18 protein-coding genes are annotated in these 25,484 nt (G+C 35.9%); 11 read left to right on the forward strand and 7 right to left on the reverse strand.

The features are described 5' to 3' along the window. The first annotated feature begins 184 nt into the window (after window positions 1-184). The 4 genes from gyrB (at window position 185) to LPB89_RS12400 (ending at window position 7,084) form a co-directional block, all read left to right on the forward strand. Entirely contained in the window at window positions 185-2,125 is a 1,941-nt protein-coding gene (gene gyrB, locus LPB89_RS12385; RefSeq protein WP_154341077.1) for a DNA topoisomerase (ATP-hydrolyzing) subunit B, read from the forward strand. 110 nt (window positions 2,126-2,235) lie between these two features. Continuing rightward, window positions 2,236-3,171 carry a malate dehydrogenase gene (mdh, locus tag LPB89_RS12390; RefSeq protein WP_230702101.1) on the forward strand — a complete coding sequence of 312 codons (936 nt, stop codon included), beginning with the start codon at window positions 2,236-2,238 and terminating at the stop codon, window positions 3,169-3,171. 227 nt (window positions 3,172-3,398) lie between these two features. Next, window positions 3,399-6,389 carry a protein translocase subunit SecDF gene (gene secDF, locus LPB89_RS12395; RefSeq protein ID WP_230702102.1) on the forward strand — a complete coding sequence of 997 codons (2,991 nt, stop codon included), beginning with the start codon at window positions 3,399-3,401 and terminating at the stop codon, window positions 6,387-6,389. A gap of 80 nt (window positions 6,390-6,469) precedes the next feature. Next, complete coding sequence (locus tag LPB89_RS12400; protein WP_230702103.1) at window positions 6,470-7,084, forward strand: acyloxyacyl hydrolase; 615 nt, start codon at window positions 6,470-6,472, stop codon at window positions 7,082-7,084. A 58-nt stretch (window positions 7,085-7,142) separates the two neighbouring features. On the opposite strand, the gene lgt is transcribed toward LPB89_RS12400, so the two are convergent. The 5 genes from lgt to folE all read right to left on the reverse strand — a co-directional run bounded on the left by lgt (window position 7,143) and on the right by folE (window position 11,023). After that, the gene (gene lgt, locus LPB89_RS12405; RefSeq protein WP_230702104.1) at window positions 7,143-8,075 is read right to left on the reverse strand and encodes a prolipoprotein diacylglyceryl transferase; all 933 of its coding nucleotides are present in this window, start codon (window positions 8,073-8,075) and stop codon (window positions 7,143-7,145) included. Between the two features lie 64 nt (window positions 8,076-8,139). Further along, window positions 8,140-8,379 carry a membrane protein insertion efficiency factor YidD gene (yidD, locus tag LPB89_RS12410; RefSeq protein ID WP_230702105.1) on the reverse strand — a complete coding sequence of 80 codons (240 nt, stop codon included), beginning with the start codon at window positions 8,377-8,379 and terminating at the stop codon, window positions 8,140-8,142. Window positions 8,380-8,401: 22 nt separating this feature from the next. Continuing rightward, window positions 8,402-9,880 carry a cysteine--tRNA ligase gene (cysS, locus tag LPB89_RS12415; RefSeq protein ID WP_230702106.1) on the reverse strand — a complete coding sequence of 493 codons (1,479 nt, stop codon included), beginning with the start codon at window positions 9,878-9,880 and terminating at the stop codon, window positions 8,402-8,404. A 54-nt stretch (window positions 9,881-9,934) separates the two neighbouring features. Then, complete coding sequence (locus LPB89_RS12420) at window positions 9,935-10,324, reverse strand: four helix bundle protein (RefSeq protein WP_230702107.1); 390 nt, start codon at window positions 10,322-10,324, stop codon at window positions 9,935-9,937. 27 nt (window positions 10,325-10,351) lie between these two features. After that, entirely contained in the window at window positions 10,352-11,023 is a 672-nt protein-coding gene (gene folE, locus LPB89_RS12425) for a GTP cyclohydrolase I FolE (RefSeq protein WP_230702108.1), read from the reverse strand. A 527-nt stretch (window positions 11,024-11,550) separates the two neighbouring features. On the opposite strand from folE, the gene LPB89_RS12430 reads away from it, so the two are divergent. After that, window positions 11,551-12,687 carry an SGNH/GDSL hydrolase family protein gene (locus LPB89_RS12430; protein WP_230702109.1) on the forward strand — a complete coding sequence of 379 codons (1,137 nt, stop codon included), beginning with the start codon at window positions 11,551-11,553 and terminating at the stop codon, window positions 12,685-12,687. Window positions 12,688-12,748: 61 nt separating this feature from the next. Here the strand turns inward: LPB89_RS12430 and LPB89_RS12435 are convergent, their stop codons facing one another. Beyond that, entirely contained in the window at window positions 12,749-13,945 is a 1,197-nt protein-coding gene (locus tag LPB89_RS12435; protein WP_230702110.1) for a pyridoxal phosphate-dependent aminotransferase, read from the reverse strand. A 122-nt stretch (window positions 13,946-14,067) separates the two neighbouring features. On the opposite strand from LPB89_RS12435, the gene LPB89_RS12440 reads away from it, so the two are divergent. The 5 genes from LPB89_RS12440 (at window position 14,068) to LPB89_RS12460 (ending at window position 21,917) form a co-directional block, all read left to right on the forward strand. Then, window positions 14,068-15,393, forward strand: a complete 1,326-nt coding sequence (locus LPB89_RS12440; RefSeq protein WP_230702111.1) for a PDZ domain-containing protein — start codon at window positions 14,068-14,070, stop codon at window positions 15,391-15,393. Between the two features lie 156 nt (window positions 15,394-15,549). Then, window positions 15,550-18,180: a gliding motility-associated C-terminal domain-containing protein gene (locus LPB89_RS12445; RefSeq protein ID WP_230702112.1), complete on the forward strand. Its 2,631-nt coding sequence runs from the start codon at window positions 15,550-15,552 to the stop codon at window positions 18,178-18,180. Between the two features lie 31 nt (window positions 18,181-18,211). After that, window positions 18,212-19,141, forward strand: coding sequence for a type IX secretion system membrane protein PorP/SprF (locus LPB89_RS12450; protein WP_230702113.1), 930 nt, complete (start codon window positions 18,212-18,214; stop codon window positions 19,139-19,141). 10 nt (window positions 19,142-19,151) lie between these two features. After that, on the forward strand, window positions 19,152-21,278 hold the full coding sequence (locus tag LPB89_RS12455) for an OmpA family protein (protein WP_230702114.1): 2,127 nt from the start codon (window positions 19,152-19,154) through the stop codon (window positions 21,276-21,278). Window positions 21,279-21,428: 150 nt separating this feature from the next. Further along, window positions 21,429-21,917, forward strand: a complete 489-nt coding sequence (locus tag LPB89_RS12460; protein WP_230702115.1) for a hypothetical protein — start codon at window positions 21,429-21,431, stop codon at window positions 21,915-21,917. 105 nt (window positions 21,918-22,022) lie between these two features. Here LPB89_RS12460 and LPB89_RS12465 read toward each other — a convergent pair whose 3' ends face one another. Further along, entirely contained in the window at window positions 22,023-22,403 is a 381-nt protein-coding gene (locus LPB89_RS12465; protein ID WP_127336963.1) for a DUF1573 domain-containing protein, read from the reverse strand. 310 nt (window positions 22,404-22,713) lie between these two features. On the opposite strand from LPB89_RS12465, the gene LPB89_RS12470 reads away from it, so the two are divergent. Then, a complete protein-coding gene (locus LPB89_RS12470) occupies window positions 22,714-25,347 on the forward strand; it encodes a valine--tRNA ligase (RefSeq protein ID WP_230702116.1) in 2,634 nt (877 codons plus the stop codon). Window positions 25,348-25,484 lie beyond the last annotated feature (137 nt).

Consider the following 25,484-nt stretch of genomic DNA (forward strand, 5'->3'; position numbering starts at 1 on the left):
CAACTTTTGGAATTTGGAATTTTAAAAATTTGGAATTTAAATCGATTGTTCCTTTTTTTATTGGCTTTTTTTGACAATATGTTAATAACTTACCAGCTTTAAATCGTAATTTAACGGATATATAATTTGCGTTTTTATATATTTGCGTGTTAGACAATAATTACATTTTTTTAGAATAAATTATATGAGCGAAGAAATCAAGAAGAACAATTATTCAGCAGATAGTATTCAGGCATTAGAAGGAATGGAGCACGTAAGAATGCGTCCATCGATGTATATTGGAGATGTAGGGGTTCGAGGGCTACACCATTTGGTTTATGAGGTTGTTGATAACTCTATTGATGAGGCGATGGGAGGACATTGTGATACTATTGGTGTTGCAATCAACGAAGATGGTTCAGTAACAGTTGAAGATAATGGTCGTGGTATTCCGGTTGATTTACATAAAAAAGAAGGTGTTTCGGCACTTGAGGTAGTAATGACTAAGATTGGTGCCGGAGGTAAATTTGATAAAGATTCTTATAAAGTTTCCGGAGGTTTGCACGGTGTTGGGGTTTCAGTAGTAAATGCCCTTTCCGTTCATATGAAATCGACTGTATTCAGAGACGGTAAAATATACGAGCAGGAATACGAAAGAGGTAAAGCCATATATCCTGTTAAACAAGTTGGTGAAACCGATAAAAGAGGTACACGCCAGACTTTCTACCCGGATGATACGATCTTTACACAGACTATTGAGTTCTCTTATGATACATTATCAGCGCGTATGCGTGAGCTTTCTTTTCTGAATAAAGGAATTACCATCACATTTACAGACAAAAGGGAAGTAGATGAAAAAGGAGAGTTTAAAGTGGAAGTTTTTCACTCAGACGAAGGTCTTAAAGAATACATTCGTTATTTAGACGGTAACCGTGAGCCTATTATTTCTCATGTAATCAGCATGGATCACGAAAAAGGGGAGATTCCGGTTGAAGTTGCCCTGATTTACAATACAAGTTATACAGAGAATATTTTCTCTTACGTAAATAATATCAACACGCACGAAGGAGGAACGCATTTGCAGGGTTTTAGAAGTGGTTTGACAAGAACCCTTAAAAAATACGCTGATGCATCCGGAATGCTGGACAAACTGAAATTCGAAATTGCAGGAGATGATTTCCGTGAAGGACTAACAGCTATTATTTCGGTAAAAGTTGCCGAGCCGCAATTCGAAGGACAAACCAAAACAAAACTAGGTAACAGAGAAGTAGTTTCTCCGGTTTCTCAGGCTGTTGGGGAAATGTTAGAGAATTATCTGGAAGAAAATCCAAATGATGCCCGTATCATTATCCAGAAAGTAATTTTGGCTGCACAGGCCCGTCACGCTGCTAAAAAAGCACGTGAAATGGTACAGCGTAAAACCGTTATGGGCGGTGGCGGATTGCCGGGGAAATTATCAGATTGCTCTGAACAGGATCCTGCAAGATGTGAAGTATACCTTGTCGAGGGAGATTCGGCTGGTGGAACAGCAAAACAAGGTCGTGACCGTGCGTTTCAGGCCATTTTACCTTTACGTGGTAAGATTCTGAATGTGGAGAAAGCGATGCACCATAAAGTATTCGAAAACGAAGAGATTCGTAACATCTTTACTGCTTTAGGAGTTACTGTTGGTACTGCAGAAGACAGTAAAGCCTTAAATCTTGAAAAACTCAGATACCATAAGGTAATCATCATGTGTGATGCCGATGTCGATGGTAGTCACATTTCTACCTTAATATTAACGTTCTTCTTCCGTTTCATGAAAGAACTGATCGAAGAAGGTCACGTTTACATTGCAGCTCCGCCTTTATATCTTGTTAAAAAAGGTAATAAAAAAGAATATGCATGGAATGATGTGCAGCGTGATCAGGCGAACGAAAGAATGGGAGGAAGTGCTGCTATTCAGCGTTATAAAGGTCTTGGAGAGATGAACGCGGAGCAATTGTGGGAAACTACCATGGATCCGAATTTCAGAACTTTACGTCAGGTAACAATCGACAGTCTGGCAGAAGCCGACAGGGTTTTCTCAATGCTGATGGGTGACGAAGTACCGCCACGTAGAGAGTTTATTGAGAAAAATGCGGTTTATGCAAATATTGACGCATAAAATAAAAGTTTAATAAATCAATTCGTTTAATTGTTTAAATTTACTAAACAATTAAGCGAATTGTCATTTAGAGACATACAAATTAATTAATAACCGATAAAGTATAAAATATGAAAGTTACCATTGTAGGAGCAGGAAATGTTGGAGCTACATGTGCAGATGTTATTTCTTATAGAGGAATTGCCAGCGAAGTAGTGTTGTTGGATATTAAGGAAGGTTTTGCCGAAGGAAAGGCATTGGATATTATGCAATGTGCTACAAACACAGGTTTTAATACCAAAGTATCCGGAGTAACCAATGATTATTCTAAAACAGCCGGAAGTGATGTAGTTGTCATTACATCCGGAATTCCAAGGAAACCAGGAATGACCCGTGAAGAATTAATTGGTATCAACGCAGGAATTGTGAAAACAGTTGCTGAGAACGTGTTAAAACATTCGCCGGACACCATCATTGTTGTAGTTTCTAATCCAATGGATACTATGACGTATTTAGCTTTAAAATCTACCGGATTGCCAAAAAACAGAATTATAGGTATGGGAGGTGCTTTAGATAGTTCCCGTTTCAGAACCTATTTGTCCCTGGCTTTAGATAAGCCGGCAAACGATATCTCTGCAATGGTTATTGGAGGTCATGGTGATACGACTATGATTCCGTTAACCCGCCTGGCATCTTATAACGGAATCCCGGTGACGGAATTTCTTTCAGAAGAAGCATTGCAAAAAGTAGCCGCAGATACGATGGTTGGCGGAGCTACCCTTACAGGTCTTTTAGGAACTTCTGCGTGGTATGCGCCGGGAGCTTCTGTAGCGTACCTTGTGGATAGTATTTTAAATGATCAGAAAAAAATGATTGCGTGTTCTGTTTTTGTAGAAGGAGAATACGGTCAGAACGATATATGCATAGGAGTACCTTGTATAATTGGTAAAAACGGAGTAGAAGAAATTCTGGATATCCAGTTAAACGAGCAGGAAAAGGCTTTGTTTGCCAAAAGTGCAGATGCAGTTAGAGGGATGAATGATGCTCTAAAATCGATTTTAGTATAAGGATTTTGGTAAAAAAAAGATAAGGCTGCACTTTTGCAGTCTTTTTTTTGAGATTAATTAATAAATAAATTGGTTAATCTTTTCGTAAATTATATATTTGCTCGGTTTAAAAAAAATGTTGTAATTCGTGATCTAGTTTTTTAGTTTTAAAAAAATCATGTCAGGGCTTATTTTATGGGACTTTAAAACAAAAACAAACAATAAAACATAATTAATTTTTAGTAATAATGCAGAATAAAGGACTTATTAAATTTTTCGCAATTCTATTTGCATTGGTAAGTATTTACCAACTTTCGTTCACTTATGTGGCAAGCAATGTCAAAAGTGAGGCTAAGGCTTTTGCAGGAGATAATCCTGATAAAGAGCTAAAATATTTAGATTCTATTGGTAAGGTAAGTGTACTGAATCTTGGATTTACGAATTTTACTTATAATGAAGTAAAAAACAAGCAAATCAACAAAGGTCTTGACTTAGAAGGAGGAATCAATGTTATTCTTCAGATTTCTATTAAAGATGTTTTAAAAGGTTTAGCAAACAATTCTAAAAACCCGGTTTTCAATAAATCTTTAGCTGATGCGACTGCAAATCTGGAAGGAAACAAAAGTTATTTAGATAAATTTTTTGAGGCTTTTGATGCAAATTCAAACGGTGCAACAAAATTAGCATCTCCTGAAATTTTCGCCAACAGAAACTTACAAGGTGAAGGCGGAATTGCTTTTGAAATGACTGATGCACAAGCGCAAAAAGTAATTAGAAAAAAAGTAGATGAGTCTATCGAAAGTGCTTATAAAGTACTAAGAGAGCGTATCGATAAATTTGGTGTTACACAACCAAACATCCAGAAATTAGGATCTACAGGAAGAATCTTAGTGGAACTTCCTGGTGCCAAAGATGTGGACAGAATTAAAAAATTATTAGGAGGAAAAGCTCAGTTGGAGTTTTGGGAAACTTATAAAGTAGAAGAAATAGGAAACTTTTTAGTGTCTGCAAACGAAGCACTGAAAAAAACTGAAATCAAAAAGACAGAAACTAAAATAGTTGCTAAAGATTCATTGAATGCTTTATTGACTGATGCAAAAGATTCAACTGAAGCTAAAAAAGGAAACAACCCGTTATTTGACAAAATTTTAGGTCAGGGTGGCGGACCGGTTTTAGGTTATTTTGCTCCAAAAGATACTGCAACTATCAATTCATACCTGAAAAGACCGGAAATCAGAATTTTACTGGCTGCCGATCAGCATTATGCAAAATTTGTATGGAGTAAACCAACTACTATAAAAGACCCGCAATCAAAAGATATTAAAAATGCGAAGGATATTGAAGTAGTTGAATTATATGCTTTAAAAGGAAACAGAGACAATATTCCGGCTATGAACGGTGGTCTTGTAACGGATGCAAAAGATACATTTGACCAAATGGGTAAACCGGCTGTTTCTATGCAAATGAACAGTCAGGGTGCTAAAGTTTGGGAAGAACTAACAGGAAGAGCTTTTTCTCAAAAAAGTTATATCGCTATTGTTTTAGATGATATCGTTTATTCTGCACCAGGTGTAACCAGCGGACCAATCGCAGGAGGAAGATCTGAAATTACAGGTTCTTTTGATGTAGCTGAAACTAAAGATTTAGCTAACGTATTAAATGCAGGTAAATTACCGGCTTCTGCAGATATTATTCAATCAACAGTAGTAGGACCATCTTTAGGTCAGGCTGCAATTGATGCAGGGACAATGTCATCTGTAATTGGATTTTTATTAGTTTGTTTATGGATGGTTTTCTATTACGGTAAAGCAGGTTGGTATGCTAATCTTGCCTTATTATTAAACTTACTTTTCTTATTTGGAATTATGGCAAGTTTTGGTTTTGTATTAACATTGCCAGGTATTGCAGGTATCGTATTAACATTAGGTACAGCGGTAGATGCTAACATTATTATATTTGAAAGAGCAAAAGAGGAATTACGTGATGGTAAATCGCTGGCGGAAGCAGTAGCTACATCTTACGGATGGCACGGAGCAATGCGTTCGATCATTGATGCAAACGTTACGCACGTTTTAACAGGAGCGATCTTGTTTATTTTCGGAACAGGACCAATCAAAGGTTTTGCTTTAACATTACTTATTGGTATCGTAACGTCTATGTTTACGTCAATCTTTATTGCAAGAATTTTTATTGACAGAAACATTGCAGGAAAAGGTGATTTAACTTTCTCTACCAATATCACTAAAAACTGGTTTACGAACTTCCACTTTGACTTTATCAAAATCAAGAAATTTACTTATATCTTCTCTTCAATTGTAGTTGTAGTAAGTTTGATTTCTATCTTTTTCATTAACGGATTAGATCAGGGTGTTGACTTTGTCGGAGGAAGAACTTTCCAGGTTAAATTTGAAAAACCGGTTGATGCAACTGTAGTTTCAGATGAATTATCTGCTGCTTTCGGAACTCCTGTAGAAGCTAAAATCTTAGGTGATGATGATCAGTTGAAAATTACGACTAAATACAAAATCAAAGAAGACGGAGTAGCAGTTGATGAAGAAGTAAATCAAATATTATACAAAGCGTTAGCGAAATATTATCCTAACACTTCTTATGATAAATTTACAAACACTTACGACGGTAAAAAAGTTGGAGTATTACAGGCTTCTAAAGTTGGAGCTTCGATCTCTGAAGATATCAAAACAAACTCATATTGGGCAGTTTTGGGTGCTATGGCAGCGATCTTCTTATACTTAATGGTATCTTTCCGTAAATGGCAGTATTCATTAGGTGCGATTGCAGCTGTTGCGCATGACGTTATCTTCGTATTAGGAATTTACTCTTTATGCTACAAATTCATGCCTTTCCACATGGAAATGGATCAGCACTTCATTGCTGCGATTCTTACCGTAATCGGTTACTCGATGAATGATACTGTAATTGTATTCGACAGAATCAGAGAGTTCATTATCGGAAACCGTAAAGGAAGTTTTGAAGATATTGTAAATGCTTCTATTAACACTACATTATCAAGAACGTTGAATACTTCATTAATGATGATCATCGTATTATTGACAATGTTTATTTTCGGTGGAGAGTCTATCAGAGGATTTATCTTTGCCATGTTAGTGGGTATTGTTGTAGGTACTTATTCTTCATTATTCATCGCGACACCGGTATTGGTTGACACGATTTCTAAAGATGATAAACACACTATTGAAGACAAGCATAACAAAGCATAATAAGCTATTTTTATATAAAAAAAGATCCAACGAAAGTTGGATCTTTTTTTTGTGCTATATTTAATCCATAAAGAAAATGTATGGATAGAAGAGTACTATTTGGTCTGTTGTTGTTTTTATGTCTGTTCAGAATGCAAGGGCAGGAGGGGAAGAGCAATTTTTCGGTTGGTTTTAATTACGGATTCGGAAGTGAATTCAATAATCGGAATTATACCTTTACGAATCATTTTTATAAAGCCCAGTTGTGTTACAGGCTAAAGGAAACCAGAAATTTTCAATATGAAATTTTGGTTCAGCCGGAAGTTAATTTTGGGGCGCACCAATTACTGAATTTCTACTTTGTTAAACCGGAAGAACCGGATTACATAGAAAAACGGGCTAGATATGTACAATTAAAGGATGTTCATGAATATGTGTTAAACATTGGTTTTTTAATCAGAAAACCAATCAGTGAGCGTTTCTCGTTTTATCTTTTAGCAAGTATTGGTCCAATGATAACCGATACGGAAACAGAACGCATGTCTGAGGGATTTGCTTTCGCTGATGTATTGGCAGTTGGTTTTTCGGCTAAAGTCCAAAGATTTCAATTTGACATTCGTCCTTGTGTACGGCATGTTTCAAATGCGGGGCTGGGGAGTTCAAATGCCGGGTATAATACGAAAAATATTGAGTTTGGTGTTTCCTGTTCGCTATAAAAAAAGCGTCCGGTATTTTGAATACCGGACGCTTTTATATTTTTTTTGATTCTATTACTTATGAAGTGGCTAATGGATTTCTTTTCGCTCTGATGATAAAGAAAAGACCAATTATAATAAAAGGTATGCTCAACCACTGTCCGGTTGAAAATATGCCTAATTCGTTTTCGAATCCTCCCTGGCTTTCTTTTACAAATTCTACAATAAAACGAACTACAAATAAAAGCACTAAAAACAGCCCGAATAAATAACCGGATCTCAGTCTTGCATTTGTTTTCCAGTATAAAAAGAATAAAATGGCAAATACAAAAATATAGCAAAACCCTTCGTAAAGCTGTGTTGGATGTTTTGCGGGAACCTGTGCTAATAAATCAGCAAATTTAGGATCGGTAACAATAGCATTGTAAGCTTCTTTTGGATTCGGAATATTAGTCGCATTTACAGCTTCTGCCTTGCTGTACTTATCATGAAGAAAACGAATTCCAAATGGGGAAACAGTTTCATGCCCGATAATTTCAGAGTTGAAGAAGTTACCTAAACGAACAAAAATTGCACCGCTGGCAACAGGAATAACAACCCTGTCCAGAATCCATAACAAAGGACGTTTCAGGATCATTTTGCTGTAATAATACATGGCAATGATAATCGCAATGGCAGCACCATGACTCGCTAATCCCTGAAAGCCTGTAAATTCAAATTTTGGTTCAAATTTAAAAGGCAAAAAGATTTCAAGTAAATGATTTCTGAAATATTCCCAGTCATAAAATAAAACATGACCTAAACGTGCGCCAATTAAAGTTGCTAAAACAGTCCATACAAATAAAGAATCTAATTTGTCAAGTGGTTCATTTTCGCGTTCAAAAATCTTTTTCATTATGAACCATCCTAGTCCGAAGGCAATTACGAACATTAAACTGTAATAACGAATCATAAAAAATCCTAAATCGATTCCTTCTGAAGGATTCCAAATGATATTTAAGGCGTGTGTCATAGGTTAAATTGTTTTTTGTGTTGTAAAAATAAATATTTAAAACAGAGTAAGTCTTTATTTAAAGTTAATGTTTATGCGAACATTTCTTTTCGGGAACGGGATCGTAGCCTGTTCTTCCCCAGGGATGACAACTCAGGATCCGTTTTATTCCCAGATAGCCTCCGTAAAATAATCCGTGCATTTGCAGCGCCTGAATCATATAAGACGAACATGTTGGTTCAAACCTGCAGCTTGCCGGTGTAAACGGCGAAATGGCAGTTTGATAAAAGCGCACTAATAAAACAAATGGAGTGGTTACTTTCATGGTTTATTAGAAATTGAATGTATTACAATGAAAAACTGGTGCCTTCTTTTCCGTCTTTCAACTGAATTCCCAAACCAATTAGCTGGTCGCGAATCTGATCAGAAAGCGCAAAGTTTTTATCCGCTCTGGCCTGATTTCTCATGCCGATAAGCATGTTGATGACGCCATCTAATTTATCGTTATTACTATCGGCCGCCTTTTCGTCGCTCAAACCTAAAACATCAAAAACAAAAGCATTAATTGCCGTTGTGAATGTTTTTAAATCCCCTTCGGAAATAGTTTCTTTTCCTTCTTTCAATAAATTTACATAACGAACGGCTTCAAATAGTTGCGCGATTAAAATTGGCGTATTAAAATCGTCATTCATGGCATCATAACACAATTGTTTCCACGATGCAATATCGATAGAACTTGTATGGCTTGCTGAAATTCCCGATAAAGCGTCAACGGCTTCCATAAGTCTTTTGTATCCTTTTTCAGCAGCCACAATTGCATCATCAGAAAAGTCCAAAATACTTCTGTAATGTGCCTGGAGCATGAAGAAACGGGTTACAGAAGCAGAAAAAGCTTTGCTTAAAATGTTGTTGTCTCCACTTAAAATTTCGCCCGGCAAAATATTATTTCCGGTCGATTTTGCCATCTTCTTACCATTTAAAGTAAGCATATTGGCGTGCATCCAGTAGTTTACAGGAGATTGGCCTGTACAAGCTTCGTTTTGAGCGATTTCACATTCGTGATGCGGGAATTTTAAATCCATTCCGCCGCCGTGAATATCAAAATGATTGCCAAGATATTTGGTACTCATCGCTGTACATTCAAGATGCCAGCCCGGAAAACCGTCACTCCATGGAGAAGGCCACCTCATGATATGCTGTGGTTCTGCTTTTTTCCAAAGGGCAAAATCCTGCGGGTTTCTTTTGTCAGACTGACCATCGAGATCGCGGGTATTGGCAAGCATATCTTCGATATTTCGGCCGCTTAAGACTCCGTAGTTGTTGGTTTCGTTATATTTTACGACATCAAAATATACAGACCCGTTGGCTTCGTAACCAATTCCGGTATCAATAATTTTTTTGATGATTTCGATTTGTTCAATAATGTGCCCGGTGGCAGTTGGTTCAATACTGGGTGGTAAAAAGTTGAAAGCTTTGAGTATTTCATGAAAATCTACCGTGTAGCGCTGTACCACCTCCATAGGTTCTAACTGCTCTAAACGTGCTTTTTTGGCAATTTTATCTTCCCCTTCATCCACATCATCTACAATATGTCCCACGTCGGTAATGTTTCTTACGTAACGCACTTTATAATCCAGATGTAAAAAATATCTGAATATCACGTCAAAAGACATAAAAGTCCTCACGTTTCCTAAGTGTACATTGCTATAAACCGTTGGTCCGCAAACATACATTCCAACATTTCCTTCATGAATAGGGTTGAAACTTTCTTTTTCACCCGAAAGCGAATTGTATATTTTCAGGGACTGACTTGTGTATAGAGGCATTGTTTAATTGTTTTTTGTTTGTGGTTTATTGTTATTAGTTTGAATATCGGAAAATTATTTGAATTTTAGTCCTTTGATTTCACAATTATTTAAATAGTTCATCATCGCACCTATTTTATTTTTTACTAATTCAACTGTTTCATTTAATTTTAAATGCTGTTCCTCAGAAATCAAATTTTTATCAAAAGCTCTGTAAGATTGTGATTTTACTTCACCAGCCGAACCTTTTGCAATACTCAAAAACTGAATGAACTCTCTGTTGCCATTTCGTTCAAACCCTTCAGCAATATTATCCATAATAGAACCTGAGCTTCTGTCAATTTGATCTTTTAAAGAATAGTTTGTTTTTAGATTTGTATTCTGTATCAGGAATTCGATCTGTTGGCATATTAGCCGGGCTAATTTCCAAATTTCCAGATCTTCAAATTTTTGTATTTTTCCCATAACAATAAACTAAAAACAATAAACTTTTTAGAAATGAGTTTCCAGCTTAATATAATCTAAAAATTCTCTTCTGGTCTGAGGGTCTTTAAATTTTCCGCCAAATTCAGAGGTTACAGTGCTGCTTTCAATATCTTTAATTCCTCTTGAGTTTACGCAAAGGTGTTTCGCGTCTATAACGCAGGCAACATCTTCGGTACCAAGTGCTTTTTGTAATTCCTGAACGATTTGCATGGTAAGACGTTCCTGAACCTGAGGTCTTTTAGCGTAATATTCAACAATACGGTTCATTTTAGATAAGCCAATAACTCTTCCGCTGGAAATGTAAGCCACATGGGCTCTTCCTATAATCGGTAATAAATGATGTTCGCAGGTAGAATAAAGCGTAATGTTTTTCTCTACTAACATTTCGCCGTACTTGTAATTATTCTCAAAAGTGGAGGCTTTTGGTTTTTTAGAAGGGTTAAGACCACCAAAAATCTCTTTTACAAACATTTTGGCTACTCTGTTTGGAGTCCCTTTTATACTGTCATCTGTCAAATCCATTCCAAGAGTCTGAAGGATGTTTTCGACATCTTTTTTTATTTGTTCTATTTTTTCATCATCACTTAGATCAAAAGCGTCCTGTCTTAAAGGATTTTGTGCATTGCTGCTAAAATGATTGTCTCCTGTTTCGTCTAAAAAATCTTCGTTATTTATCATTAAAAACTACTATTATAGTGGGTATATCTTTTTAAGGCGGTAAAGATAATTAATAAAAAGCAAACCTTTTCTATGGTTATTACTATTTAGTGGTTAGTTTTTGGATAAAGTTTAATAAGCTATTATTATTATTATTATTATTATTATTCACTAACATGCTTTGTCAAATAAATAATAGTTATTTATTTTTATATTTAGAAATAGAAAGTTTATAAGTAGGTCTCGGAATAATTGAAAATATTGTTGTGAAAACGATAAGTTTAATATTTTGAATCTATATATTATTTAAAAATGAAAATTCCATAAGTTAACAAACCATAAATTAAAATTTGACATAAGAACATTCGTAAGAATATCTGCCTAATATGAGGACAAAATTTTGAGAAATTGTAGTCTTTGTACCTATTAAAAAACAACTTGTTAACAGTAAAAAAAAGCGAGTATCGGGTAAAAAACACATAAGCCAATTATATGTTTAAAAAAGTTATATTTGTTGCCAAATTGTGCCAATATAATTAAAATATCCAATGAAAATTTTTAATTTTTTTTTGAGAATATTATCTATTCTTTTTTGTGTAGCATGTTCTGATTCTGATGCTGATTCTTTAAATACTGACAGAGAATTTATAAAGTTTGGTCATAAAAACCAGGTTGTAAATTTTGTTCCTTTTGACTATACAGTAATAAATGATGAAGAGAAATTAGTACTTTTTGACCATGATTTAGCTCTTGGGAATTTGTCATTTAATACAAAATTTAAAATTTTAAATGATGAACCAATTTTAATATCTACCGGAGCTGATTTTGTATGTATTAAAATTAGTAATAATTATCTTGAAATTTATAAAGCAAGTTCTGATTATAAAGATGTTGTTTTAAATGAAAAAATAGATTTTTCCAGTCCATTAGAAAAAAATGTTGTTTATCAAATGGGATTTAAAAAAACACTTGAAAATACTAGTTTTTATTTAAAAGGAAATTCTATTTCCGTAAATAAGGTTTATAATAATGATGAAAATTTCAATCAATGTATTATAAGAGGCAAACCCTATTTTAAAATTTCCAAAGGGAGTTTTAACGTTTCTGAATCATTATTAAGTTCTGATTATCAAAATAAACCAAAAATAAGTATTTATGGAGATTCTTTTATAGAAGGTTTTTCCTTGATAGTTAATAACTTAAGTTTGAAAAATAGATGGTGTGCGAAATTATCTAATGATATAGGTGCTGATAATTGTTTGATCGATGGTAAAGGAGGTGATATGCTTTCACAATCTTTTCTTGACAGATTTACACTGGAAAACTCCTGGTATAAATCTAAATATGTAATATTAAGTATTGGCACCAATAATAAGAATCCTCAGCAGTATATACATTATATGCAAAAAGTAATCGAAATATTGAAGGCTAATGGTCAAATTCCAATTCTAGTGACTCTAACTCCCAGAGCAACATTTCAATTTTCTGAAACAGGTGATGTAGTAAATAAATGGATAGTTTCAAGTGGTGAAATTTATGTGGATATGAATAAAGCGGTGACTATTTCAGATGATTCGTCAATTTGGAAAAAAGATTACGTGTTTTTTGACGGTATACATCCTACACCTCTGGCATATACAAAGATGTATGATCAATTAAAGGTTGACTGTCCTTTTATATTCTAAAATTCTCTTATAAAGGCAATAATCAAAGTAAATTATTGCCTTTTTACTTTTATTTTTTGGATTATTTCTTATTATAAACCAAAAGCGCTTCTTTTAAAACATTTACGGCACTTATCAAATCCTTTTTATTTAAAACATAAGCAATTCGAACCTGATTTAAACCCATTCCCGGAGTCGAGTAAAAACCTGCTGCGGGAGCGACCATAACAGTTTCTCCGTTTAGATCATAACTTTCTAAAAGCCATTGTGCAAATTGATCAGCATCATCAATGGGTAATTGGGCAATGCAATAAAACGCACCTTTGGGTTTGGTTACGATCACGCCTTCAATTTTATTTAATTCGGTAATCAAAGTATCACGGCGGCTTTTGTATTCTGAAATAACTTCGTCAAAATAACTCTGAGGCGTATCTATAGCAGCTTCGCAGGCAATTTGCTCAATAGTCGGAGGGCTTAGACGGGCCTGTGCAAATTTCATTACAGTTGCCAGAACGTTCTTGTTTTTTGTTACCAGACAACCAATTCTCGCACCGCACATGCTGTAACGCTTAGAGACAGAATCGACCATGATTACATTTTGCTGTACATCGTCCAGATTCATGACAGAATAATGAACATCATCAGCATCATAAAGAAATTCACGGTACACTTCATCTGCAATTAAGTACAAATCATGCTTTTTGATCAGACTTGCTAATTGCTTAATTTCAGCTTCGGTATATAAATAGCCGGTTGGATTTCCGGGATTACAAATTAAAATAGCTTTGGTTTTTGGCGTAATTAATTTTTCGACATCTTCAATGCTCGGTAAAGCAAAGCCATTTTCGATGGAAGAAATTACGGGAATTACCGTTGCACTCGTAGAGGATGCAAATGCATGATAATTCGCATAAAAAGGTTCAGGAATGATGATTTCATCCCCAGGATCTGTTATTGTGGCCAGCGCAAACAGCAAGGCTTCAGAACCACCGGTAGTGATAATGATATCTTCTGAATTGACATTTACATTTTGACGCTGGTAAAACTGGGCTAGTTTGGTTCTGTAACTTTCATATCCTGCAGAAGGACTGTATTCTATAATAGTTAAATCAATATTTTTTACTGCCTCGATGGCCACGTCGGGTGTCTTGATATCCGGTTGACCAATGTTTAAGTGATACACCTTATGTCCTTTTTGTTTTGCAATATCTGCAAAAGGAGCAAGTTTACGTATCGGTGATTCGGGCATGTTTCTGCCTTTTAGTGAAATTGTTGGCATGTGATTTAGTATTGAAGTGCAAATTTGCATTTTTTTTTCCAATTTTACGTACACAATAATGCTACTTATTAAAATGTAACAATTATCAATATTTTTATTAATTTTATATTAAAAAATTATCAATGAAAAAATATATTGTATTGTTTTTTGGACTTTTAACACCTTTTTTGCTTAATGCTCAAAATGATTTCTTGATGGAGAACAATCGTGCTAAGGTGACAATCCCAATTCAATTGATAAATAATCTTGTTTTTATTCCTATAAAAGTCAACGGGGTTGAATTAAATTTTCTGCTCGATTCCGGTGTTGAAGAGACAATTTTGTTCAGTATGGAAGAGAAGCAGGAGGTCAGCTTTAATAATATTGAAAAAATAAAGCTAAGAGGATTAGGCAGTGAAGAAGAAATTGAAGGGCTGAAATCAAAAAACAATATATTGGAAAGTCATGGTTTAAAATCAATAAATCATCTGGTTTATATTATCCTGGATCAGAATTTTAATTTGTCCTCACATATTGGAATTCCTGTAAACGGAATTATTGGCTACAAGTTTTTTAAAAATAATATAGTTGAAATTAATTATCAGAAGAAGAAACTTATCGTTCATTCCAATAATGAAAAGGTAAGGGAAAGACTGCGGAAAAAATTCACCTCAGTTCCGATCACGATAGAGAAATCAAAACCTTATATTCAGGCCAAAGCTGTTGTTGAGGGCGAAGACGTGACAGCTAAATTGCTTATTGATATTGGGAATAGTGATGCTTTTTGGGTTTTTGAAAATGAGAAAATAAGATTGCCTAAAAAGAATTTTCCCGACTTTTTGGGAAAGGGTTTTAGCGGGGATATTGAAGGACACCGGGCCAAGATTTCGAGATTTTCGGTAGCTGATTTTGATTTTAAAAATCCAATTGTTTCTTTTCCTGATTCTACATCAATTCGAAATGTCAAAATGGTTCCCGGCCGTATTGGGTCCATTGGAGGAGAAGTACTGAAAAGATTTACGATAGTGCTGGATTATGCAGACCAGAAATTATACCTGAAAAAAAACAGCAAATTTTCAGAGCCGTTTACTTACAATAAAAGCGGAATTACAGTTCAGCATAACGGTTTGCAATGGGTACAGGAAACCGTGCATTTACAGACCGTGCAAGTGGCAACATCTATGGCGGACGTCAATGAAACTCTAAATAAAAATGACAATTTCAGGTATAAATTTTTACTAAAGCCCGTTTATGAGATTGTAAATATCCGCAAGTATTCTGCTGCTGAAAAATGTGGTTTGAGAAAGGGAGATATTATTGTGAGCATCAATAAAGTAGTTCCCTACAAATATAGCCTGCAGCAAATAAATGCTCTTTTAAAATCAGAAGATGATATCTGGATTAATCTGGAAGTGGAACGAAATAGTCTGATTCTGAAATTCAGATTTAAGCTTGAAGATGAATTATAATATTTAGCCGCATAATAAACGCTTTTGGCTCAAATAATACTAAATTAGTGTAATTTTTAGTGATACATTTGTATTTAGTTATAATTAATAAGAAAACAATTCTTTTTGTTTGAAAAACATCGCTGTTTTTCTTATGTTATAGAAAAATAATAATCTATGGTAAAAGGCTACATCAAATTCTTACACTTTATATTGGTTTTTGTTTTTTTCTCCTTTTTCTCCGGCAACATTCAGGCACAATGTGCAGGTGATGATGGGGAATTGCCCGTTTGTGATATTCCTAATCCTGCCAATAAGACGATTAATCTTTATACAGCATTGGGAGGAACGCCAACACCAGGAGGAACATGGTCAGATGATGATGAATCGGGAGGATTAGACGCAAATACAGGAGTTTTAAATGCGCATCTTATTCGCCAAAGCAGAATATACCGTTATACTTATACCGTTACCGGAGCTGCAGGCTGTGCCGATAATTCCGCTGTAGTAACCGTTACTATAGGAGGATATTCCGGGGTTGCCTCAAATTCCACGCAATGTAGTGCTACTATAAATTTTAACCTTTTCGAAGCTTTTAATGGTCTTTTTTTAGGACCGCAATACAATGGACAATGGTACGATAACACTAATAATAAAAAAGTAGATGCCGTTATTAATATTTCTGAATTTGAAGGGGATTACGAATTTACCTATACCATGCCCGCAATCGGTACTTGTCCTGCGGTATCTTCAACAGCTGTTATTACAGTTGCCAGAGCCCCCAAAGCAGGAACTGCTGTAAATTTAGCTTTGTGCGCCAGTGATGGATTGTCAGCATATAAGAATTTTGATCTTACTAATTTAATAACAGGTCAGGATCCGGGTGGAACCTGGAGAGATGGTAACCGTATCAGCACAGGAGAACTAACATTTGCAGGAGATCGCTTTGTTGATATTGAAAAGATATATGACAGATTTGGCGAAGGATATTATTACTTTGCCTATAAGGTTTTATCTCCAAAACCAATTTGTCTGGACGAAGAGAGAGTCACATTTATCAAACTTGAGAACAAACTTGATTTTACGGGTGCTACCGTTACCGTTAATAATGATATTTGTGAAACCGAAATAGGAACTGCCAGCTACTCAGTGACCATTAAAAAGGGAACGGCACCTATTCCTAACGGATCTTACAATGTGATATTCCGGGTATCAGGACCTAATGCAAAAACTGAACTTGTAACAGCAAATTTTAATAACGGTGTCCTTGTATTTCCTATAGATTCAAATTATTTTCAGCAGGTTGGAACTTTTAATGTAAATATTATAAGTATCTATAAAAACAATAGTGTCAGAATATGTGCTAATATCATGGGTAACTTATCAGATGATTTAATTATCTATCCCTTACCGGATTTGGAGAACGCAAAAATAGCACCGACAACAACCTGCCAAAACGAAGGTGCCCTGATACAAATTTCTGATGCCATAAAACTTGCAGACGGAATTTATGATCTTACTTATAATCTGGCAGGAGCCAATCAGGCAAGCGGACAAATAGCGCGGGTTACATTTACGGGGGGAAATGCTAGTTTTACGTTGTCTCCTAATTTAAGTTTCAATGCCGGTAATGCAGTACTAACGATTACAAATATTACGCATGTAGTTTCTCAATGCTCCAGTACCGCAAATGTGATTGGCAATATTCTAATAAATCCCTTGCCCAATACAGCAGCGGTACGAATGCAGATTAATAATGTCTGTTTTGAAAAACCTGTTTCGGTTTCAATGAGCGGACTGGGAATTTTAACAGATATCACCTTATCCTATACGGTTACCCATAACAATAATGCTATACCGCTAACGGTTACTTTGCCGGTGTCAGGAGGAACCACCAGTTTTATACTTCCTGCCACTGCAGTTTCAAATCCGGGATCTTATACTGTTTCTATATTAAAATTGACAAATAATGAGAATGGCTGCGGTGCTACGCTAAGCAATTTATCTTATGCATTCCTGATAAATGCAATTCCGGCTGCCCCGAACGCAGTGTCCCAGCCCTTTTGTAAAGTCGATAACGCAACAGTAGCCAGCTTGCAGCCTAACGGCGCCCAATACAAATGGTACGCTTCCGAAACTGCAACGACACCTCTTCCGGCTACCGATGTTTTACAGACTGGAAATTATTACGTAAAAGAAACCTCTTCTGCTGGCTGTACATCAGAAGCAACGATGATTTCAGTGACCATAAATGATCCCGCTGCTCCCGAATTAAATTCAGAAGGCTCCGGTTTTTGCGGACTGGATAATCCTACGATTCTGGATTTGTCTAATCGAACCAATTCACCTGCATCGGTAGTCTGGTACGATGCTCAGACGAATGGTAATGTATTGTCTTCCACTACGCCTTTGGTGGAAAACGGAAGATATTACGGATTTGATTTTTCAAACCAAACCAATTGTATCTCAGAAAAAAGTATCGAAGTTGTCGTGTCGCTAACGAATTGTGATGCGCCCGAAACTCTTTTTATCCCTGATGGCTTTTCTCCTAATGGAGATGGTGTAAATGATGCTTTCGTGATTCCGGATATCGATTTTCTGTACCCGGATTATATACTTGAAATTTACAACAGGTATGGAAGCAGAATGTACAAAGGATTTAAAAATAAACCGGGATGGGACGGATTGAATTATGAAGCAAGCGGCATAAGCAGCGGCATAGCAGTCAATGGGGTTTATTTTTATGTGCTTCATTTTAATAAAGATAATAAACCGCCCCGACAAGGACGTCTTTATTTAAACAGATGATTCATTTTGCATTCTTTAATATGATTTTCAAATGAAAAAAATAATATTTTTTATAACTTTTCTCTTCTATATCACCTCTGTTTCAGCGCAGCAGGACCCTGAATACACGCATTATATGTATAACATGAGCGTGGTGAATCCGGCCTATGCGACAGGAACTCCTGCCATGCTGAATCTTGGGGGACTCTACAGAACCCAGTGGGTGGGAGCTTATGGTGCCCCGAAAACATTTACATTTTTCGGACATACAGCGATAAGTGATAAGATAGAAGTTGGCTTGTCGTTAGTTTCGGATGATATAGGGGATGGTGCCAAAAAAGAAAATAATTTTTATGCTGATTTTGCTTATGTCCTTAATTTAGGCGGAAAAAATAAACTTTCACTCGGACTAAAAGCCGGATTTACCTCCCTGCAGACTAATTTTAACGGATTTCTTTTCACGGATCCGGAAACAGATCTTGCATTCTCGCAAAACATAAATGTAACCCGGCCTAATATCGGAATCGGAGCCTACTATTTCAGAGATAATTTCTATGCGGGAATATCGGCCCCAAATCTGTTGAGTTCCAAACATATTGAAGAAAAATCAGGAATAAACGCTTACGGATCAGAAGCAATTCATACTTTTTTAACAGCCGGATATGTTTTTCAGATCAGTGACAGGGTGAAATTAAAACCTGCATTTATGTCAAAAATTGTCAAAGGAGCACCAATGACTGTTGATCTGACGGCGAATGTTTTATATAACAATAAATTTGAATTAGGTGCGGCGTATCGTCTGGGCGATGCTGTGAGTGCTTTGTGTAATATTAATGTGACACCATCGCTTAGGGTAGGATATGCGTACGATTATACGCTTTCTAACCTGGGACAGTTTAATTCAGGCACACACGAAATTATGCTTCTTTTTGATTTAGATTTATTAGGGAAAGGATATGATAAATCACCAAGATTCTTCTAAAATGAAAAATATGAAAAAAATACTCGTTGTTATATTCGTATTTTTAATACAGTTTATACACGCCCAGGATCAGGATTTGGTGCGAGCCAAACGATTTTTTGATAAAACCTATTACAGTGAATCTATTATCTTATATGAAAAACTGGCGGAACAAAAACCTTCACAGGAGGTCATTAAAAATTTGGCCGACTCTTATTATTACACGAATGATTTAATAAAAGCGCAACGCTATTACAGACTGTTAGTTAAAAATTATAATAAAGATTTAGACAGGGAATATTACTATAGATATGCGCAAACCTTAAAAGCAAGTAACAGTTATGAGGATGCCAATGCTGCTTTGAAAGAATATTACTCAAAATCTGCCAATAGTGAGGATGTTGCTTCTTTTGAAAAAGAACTGAAAGAATTAGAAAATGTTTCGGCAATTGGCAATCGGTTTGAAATTAAAAATCTGGCTGTCAATACACCTAACTCTGAATTTGGTGCTGTTAAATACAATGACAATCTGGTTTTTGCCGCAGTAAAGCTAAAGCCCGGATTGCTGGATAAAAAGTTTAAATGGGACAACGAGACCTATCTCAATTTGGTCAAAGTACCATTAAAAAACATTAATTCCGCGGATTCTATAGTGCATTATTTCGCGAAGGAATTAAAAACAGGAATGCACGAATCAAATGCAGTTTTTACAAAAGACGGCAAGACGATTTATTTTACGCGTAATAATTCCAAAAACGGCAAGAAGAAAAAAAATGAGCAGAACATTTCCAATCTTCAGATTTTTAAAGCAGAATTAGTAGAAGGGAAATGGACAAATGTAACCTCGCTTCCGTTTAATAGTGCTGACTATTCTGTAGAACATCCGGCTTTGAGTCCTGATGAAAAAGTGCTCTATTTCTCTTCCGATATGCCGGGATCACTTGGTTCATTTGATATTTATTCCGTCAACATCAATAAGGGAGCATTTGATACGCCAAAAAACCTTGGGCCTGTTATCAACACCAGTAAAAGAGAACAGTTTCCTTTTGCTTCGCCGGACAATAAACTTTATTTTTCTTCAGACGGACATTTGGGATATGGTTCCCTGGATGTCTTTGTATCCGAAATTAACGGAAATGAATATTCAAAACCATTAAATATTGGTTTGCCTTTAAATTCTAATTCAGATGATTTTTCATTTACGATCTCAGACAACAAAGAAGGTTATTTTGCCTCGAACAGAGAAGGCGGTAAAGGAAAAGACGATATCTATCAGTTTAAAGAAATCAAAGACCTGATTGTCGAGGACTGCAAACAATTTATTGCCGGAACCATTACAGATGCTGATACAAAGATTGTACTAGAACATGCGACGGTAATGTTGCAGGATGCTGATAAAAAAACATTAAATACAAGTACTACCGCTGCAGATGGTAAATTTAGTTTTACGGTGCCCTGCGAAAGTTCTTTTACCGTTGTAGCCTTTAAGGAAAAGTATACCAATGAGTCCAGGGCAATAACTACCGGTAAAACGAGAGATGCAGGCAACGATGCTTCTATGGCACTTAAATCGTTGGACGCAATTCGTCTGGAAGAGCAACAGCTGGCGGAAAAGAAGAAGAAGGAAGAGGAGCGTCTTGTCGTAGAGAAAAAGGAAAAAGAAGCCCTGGCAGTGATAGCGTTAAAAGAAGCAGAGAAAAAAGCAAAAGCAGATGAAATTGTAGCTGTTGAAATTAAGAAAAAAGAAAAAGTAGAGCAGATTTTAAAGCAGGAAAAAGATGTGGTACGGGATAAAGACCGATTGATCATAAAGACCGATCCTATTTATTTCGATTACAATATGTGGTACATCCGTAAAGAATCTAAAGTAGTTTTAGGCAGGGTAGTGGCCCTTATGAAAAAATATCCGGGAATGGTGATCGAAATAGGATCGCATACAGATACCAGGGGTAGCGCGAAGTTCAATGAAAACTTATCGCAGAAAAGAGCATCTTCAACCAGGGAATTTTTACTGGAATCAGGCATTGAGGCCAATCGGGTAATCGCAAAAGGGTATGGAGAATCGGTACCTATTATAAAATGTAAAACAGACGACTCCTGTACAGAAGAAGAACATGAACTGAACAGACGAAGTGAGTTCGTCATTAAAAATTTATAGATTACGAATCTTATGTAAACTAAACCCGTCAGGTTTTAAAAACCTGGCGGGTTTGTTTTTTTAATAAATTGAAATTTTAATTTAGAAGCTTTTTTTTGGCTTCTTTTTTATTTAATTTTATAGAATAACAATGACCTAAAAAAACTAATTATGAAAAATCTAGCAATATCCTTTTTACTGGTAGCTTGCATTGGACTCCAAAGTTGTAAAAAAAATGAAACGAAGACAGAAACAGGAGCTGCTAAAGCAGATGCCGAAAAGATCGTAAGTACCGAATGTTATAAAGCAGTATATGAAAAAGATACAATTGATCTAAAACTGAATACCTTAAAAAGTGGAAAGCTGAGTGGAAACATGAGCATGAAGGTTTTTGGTGCTCCCGAAAAAACAGGGGAAATTGCAGGAGAGTTTCATGGCGATACCTTATTTGCAGATTATACTTTTCAGGAAATCACCAATAAAAATAAAACATTCAAAAATCCAATGGCGTTTCTGAAACGTGAGAAACAACTTATTTTAGGAAACGGAACCATGCAGACTACGATGGGAGTTACCTATCTGGTTAAAGATAAACCGATCGATTTTGAAAGAGTGAAATATAAATTTGACGTTGCTGAGTGCATGGAGAAATCAAAATAAAAGATACATTTCAAATTCGACAGGTTTTAAAACCGGTCGGGTTTATTTCATAAAAAAGCCGTTTCTATTGGAAACGGCTTTGCTATTATTGTTAGATTTAATTCTTTATAAGACTTCCCCTTTGATTTTAAGGGCGACTCTGCCATCAGGATAATTTACGGCATTGGTCTCCACTGTAATGGTTTTACGGATTGGACCGGCGGCCATATTGTACTTGACATCAATTTTTCCTTTTTTTCCAGGCTGAATTGCAGCGGCAGGTTTTGTTACCACTATCGAGCTAACTGTAGATTCTGCTCCGATGATTAATAAAGGGGCATCTCCGGTATTGGTAAATTCGAAAGATCGAAGTCCGTTATCATTTTTTGAGATTTTTCCGTAATCAATGGTGTTGTCCGGGGCTGAAAATTCAATTTTTGGCCCGTTTTGTGCATACCCAATTGTGCTAAACAATGCGATTACAATAAAAGTGGCTACATTTTTCATGCGAATTTTTTTTTTAAGTTGTAAGTAAATATACTTTGTTTTAATTAATACACAAATTATTATTTCTCTTTTTATAATGTACTTAATTATTTACTTTTGCTGTCAGTTACAATTACAAAAATTGAACCAATTTTGTTTTGGTTTAATTGTTTAACGGTTTAGTCATTTAATTGACTCGTAAAATTTTGGTTTAAATGTACCAAAAGCAATCAACGATTAAGAGCGCAACGACTAAACAAACCAACAATTTAACGATTAAACAATTACACCAATTAAAGATTAAACATATCCACGATTAAACAACCTATAAATGAGTATTCCTGCACAATTTGACGCTAAGACGATCGAGAACAAATGGTATGATTACTGGATGAAAAATAACTATTTTCATTCAGAACCAGATCATAGAACACCTTATACAATTGTAATTCCGCCGCCAAACGTCACAGGAGTCCTTCACATGGGGCATATGCTGAATAATACCATTCAGGATGTTTTAATTCGCCGCGCCCGTCTGAAAGGATTTAATGCCTGCTGGGTTCCGGGAACAGATCACGCCTCTATTGCTACAGAAGCAAAAGTAGTAGCGAAACTGAAAGCGGAAGGAATCAATAAAAATGATTTAACACGTGAAGAATTTTTAGCCCATGCCTGGGAGTGGACCGATAAATACGGTGGTGTAATTTTAGACCAGCTTAAGAAATTAGGTGCTTCCTGCGACTGGGAACGTACCAAATTTACTATGGATCCGGACATGTCGGCTTCTGTAATTCGTTCTTTTGTCGATTTATACAACAAAGGATTAATTTACAGGGGATACCGAATGGTTAACTGGGATCCGGAAGCGAAAACCACTTTGTCTGACGAAGAAGTAATTTACGAAGAACAACAAGGCAAATTATTTTTCCTAAAATATAAAATTGAAGGATCTGAAGATTTCTTAACCATCGCCACAACACGTCCCGAAACAATTTTTGGGGATACTGCGATCTGTATCAATCCGAATGACGAACGTTTTACGCATTTAAAAGGTAAAAGCGCTATCGTTCCAATTTGTGGAAGAGTAATTCCGATTATTGAAGATGAGTATGTAGATATCGAATTCGGAACCGGATGTTTAAAAGTAACTCCGGCACACGATATGAACGATAAAACGTTAGGAGAAAAACATAATCTTGAAATCGTTGATATTTTCAATGAAGATGCTACGTTAAACAGCTTCGGATTGCATTATCAGGGAAAAGACCGTTTTGTAGTTCGTACTGAAATTGCAAAAGAATTAGAAGAAATTGGAGCTTTGGCAAAAACCGAAATCCATTTAAATAAAGTGGGAACTTCTGAAAGAACCAAAGCGGTAATCGAACCAAGATTATCCGATCAATGGTTTTTGAAAATGGAAGATTTGGTAAAACCGGCAATTAAATCAGTTTTGGTTGACGGAGCTATTAAATTGCATCCAAAACGTTTCGAAAATACATACGCACACTGGTTGAATAATATCCGTGATTGGAATATTTCCCGTCAGTTATGGTGGGGACAACAAATCCCGGCTTATTATTACGGAGACGGAAAAGAAGATTTCGTAGTAGCAGAAAATATCGAAGAGGCTTTAGCATTAGCCAGAGAGAAAACTTCAAACCTGAAACTTGAAATAAAAGATTTAAAACAGGATGTTGACGCCTTAGATACCTGGTTTTCATCCTGGTTATGGCCAATGTCTGTTTTTGGCGGAATTATGGATCCGGAAAGTGAAGATTTTAAATATTACTATCCAACCAATGATTTGGTAACCGGTCCGGATATTTTGTTTTTCTGGGTGGCGAGAATGATTATTGCGGGTTACGAATATGCCGGGGAAAAACCATTTACAAATGTATACCTGACAGGTTTAGTACGTGACAAACAGCGTCGTAAGATGTCTAAATCATTAGGAAATTCTCCTGATCCTTTAGACTTAATCGATACATTCGGTGCCGATGGTGTTCGTGTAGGATTGCTTTTAAGTGCTTCTGCCGGAAACGATATTATGTTTGATGAAGAACTGTGTAATCAGGGGAAAGCATTCTCTAACAAAATCTGGAATGCCTTTAAACTGATCAAAGGATGGGAAGTTTCCGAAACTATTCCACAGCCGGAATCATCAAAAGTAGCGATCGAATGGTATGAAGCGAAATTGCAGCAGACGCTTGTTGACATTGAAGATAATTTCGAGAAATACAGAATTTCAGATGCATTGATGGCTATTTATAAACTGGTTTGGGATGATTTCTGTTCTTGGTTCCTTGAAATGATCAAACCTGCTTACCAGCAGCCGATTGACAAAAAGACTTTTGATAAAGCCATTGAAATGTTGGAAAGCAACCTGAAATTGCTGCATCCGTTTATGCCTTTCCTGACAGAGGAAATCTGGCAATTCATTGCAGACAGAACTCCGGAAGAAGCTCTAATTGTTTCGACCTGGCCGGAATTAAAATCATTTGACGCGAAATTAATAACCGATTTTGAAAATTCAATTGAAGTAATTTCAGGAATCAGAACCATTCGTAAAGACAAGAATATTCCCTTTAAGGATGCCATTGAACTGAAAGCAGTAAACAACGATAAAGCGTCCACTTACTTTGATTCGGTGATCACCAAACTGGGAAACATTACTGCACTGGAATATATATCCGATAAAGTAGACGGCGCATTATCTTTCCGTGTAAAGTCAAACGAATACTTTATTCCAATTACCGGAAATATTGATGTTGAGGCTGAAATTGCAAAACTGAATGCAGAATTGATATATACGCAAGGTTTCTTAAAATCTGTTCAGTCGAAGCTGGCCAATGAAAAATTTGTTGCCGGAGCACCGGAAAAAGTTTTGGCTAACGAAAGACAAAAAGAAGCCGATGCATTGGCAAAAATTGCTACAATTGAGCAAAGTTTAGCCGGTTTGAAATAAGAATCAGGTTTCTATAAATAAAAAATGGGCTGTCTTATAAAAAGACAGTCCATTTTTTTTATTGTTCGTCATTCCGAGGAACGAAGGAATCATATGTGCTAAATCCACATCGTACGTTGCACTCCGGATGTCATTTC

It is taken from the genome of Flavobacterium sp. ENC (assembly GCF_020991415.1).
Lineage (GTDB): Bacteria > Bacteroidota > Bacteroidia > Flavobacteriales > Flavobacteriaceae > Flavobacterium.

Bases quoted from the DNA above. Each gene is read 5' to 3' on its own strand.
- gyrB (WP_154341077.1), top strand. From the start codon at position 185: ATGAGCGAAGAAATCAAGAAGAACAATTATTCAGCAGATAGTATTCAG.
- mdh (WP_230702101.1), top strand. From the start codon at position 2,236: ATGAAAGTTACCATTGTAGGAGCAGGAAATGTTGGAGCTACATGTGCA.
- secDF (WP_230702102.1), top strand. From the start codon at position 3,399: ATGCAGAATAAAGGACTTATTAAATTTTTCGCAATTCTATTTGCATTG.
- LPB89_RS12400 (WP_230702103.1), top strand. From the start codon at position 6,470: ATGGATAGAAGAGTACTATTTGGTCTGTTGTTGTTTTTATGTCTGTTC.
- lgt (WP_230702104.1), bottom strand. From the start codon at position 8,075: ATGACACACGCCTTAAATATCATTTGGAATCCTTCAGAAGGAATCGAT.
- yidD (WP_230702105.1), bottom strand. From the start codon at position 8,379: ATGAAAGTAACCACTCCATTTGTTTTATTAGTGCGCTTTTATCAAACT.
- cysS (WP_230702106.1), bottom strand. From the start codon at position 9,880: ATGCCTCTATACACAAGTCAGTCCCTGAAAATATACAATTCGCTTTCG.
- LPB89_RS12420 (WP_230702107.1), bottom strand. From the start codon at position 10,324: ATGGGAAAAATACAAAAATTTGAAGATCTGGAAATTTGGAAATTAGCC.
- folE (WP_230702108.1), bottom strand. From the start codon at position 11,023: ATGATAAATAACGAAGATTTTTTAGACGAAACAGGAGACAATCATTTT.
- LPB89_RS12430 (WP_230702109.1), top strand. From the start codon at position 11,551: ATGAAAATTTTTAATTTTTTTTTGAGAATATTATCTATTCTTTTTTGT.
- LPB89_RS12435 (WP_230702110.1), bottom strand. From the start codon at position 13,945: ATGCCAACAATTTCACTAAAAGGCAGAAACATGCCCGAATCACCGATA.
- LPB89_RS12440 (WP_230702111.1), top strand. From the start codon at position 14,068: ATGAAAAAATATATTGTATTGTTTTTTGGACTTTTAACACCTTTTTTG.
- LPB89_RS12445 (WP_230702112.1), top strand. From the start codon at position 15,550: ATGGTAAAAGGCTACATCAAATTCTTACACTTTATATTGGTTTTTGTT.
- LPB89_RS12450 (WP_230702113.1), top strand. From the start codon at position 18,212: ATGAAAAAAATAATATTTTTTATAACTTTTCTCTTCTATATCACCTCT.
- LPB89_RS12455 (WP_230702114.1), top strand. From the start codon at position 19,152: ATGAAAAAAATACTCGTTGTTATATTCGTATTTTTAATACAGTTTATA.
- LPB89_RS12460 (WP_230702115.1), top strand. From the start codon at position 21,429: ATGAAAAATCTAGCAATATCCTTTTTACTGGTAGCTTGCATTGGACTC.
- LPB89_RS12465 (WP_127336963.1), bottom strand. From the start codon at position 22,403: ATGAAAAATGTAGCCACTTTTATTGTAATCGCATTGTTTAGCACAATT.
- LPB89_RS12470 (WP_230702116.1), top strand. From the start codon at position 22,714: ATGAGTATTCCTGCACAATTTGACGCTAAGACGATCGAGAACAAATGG.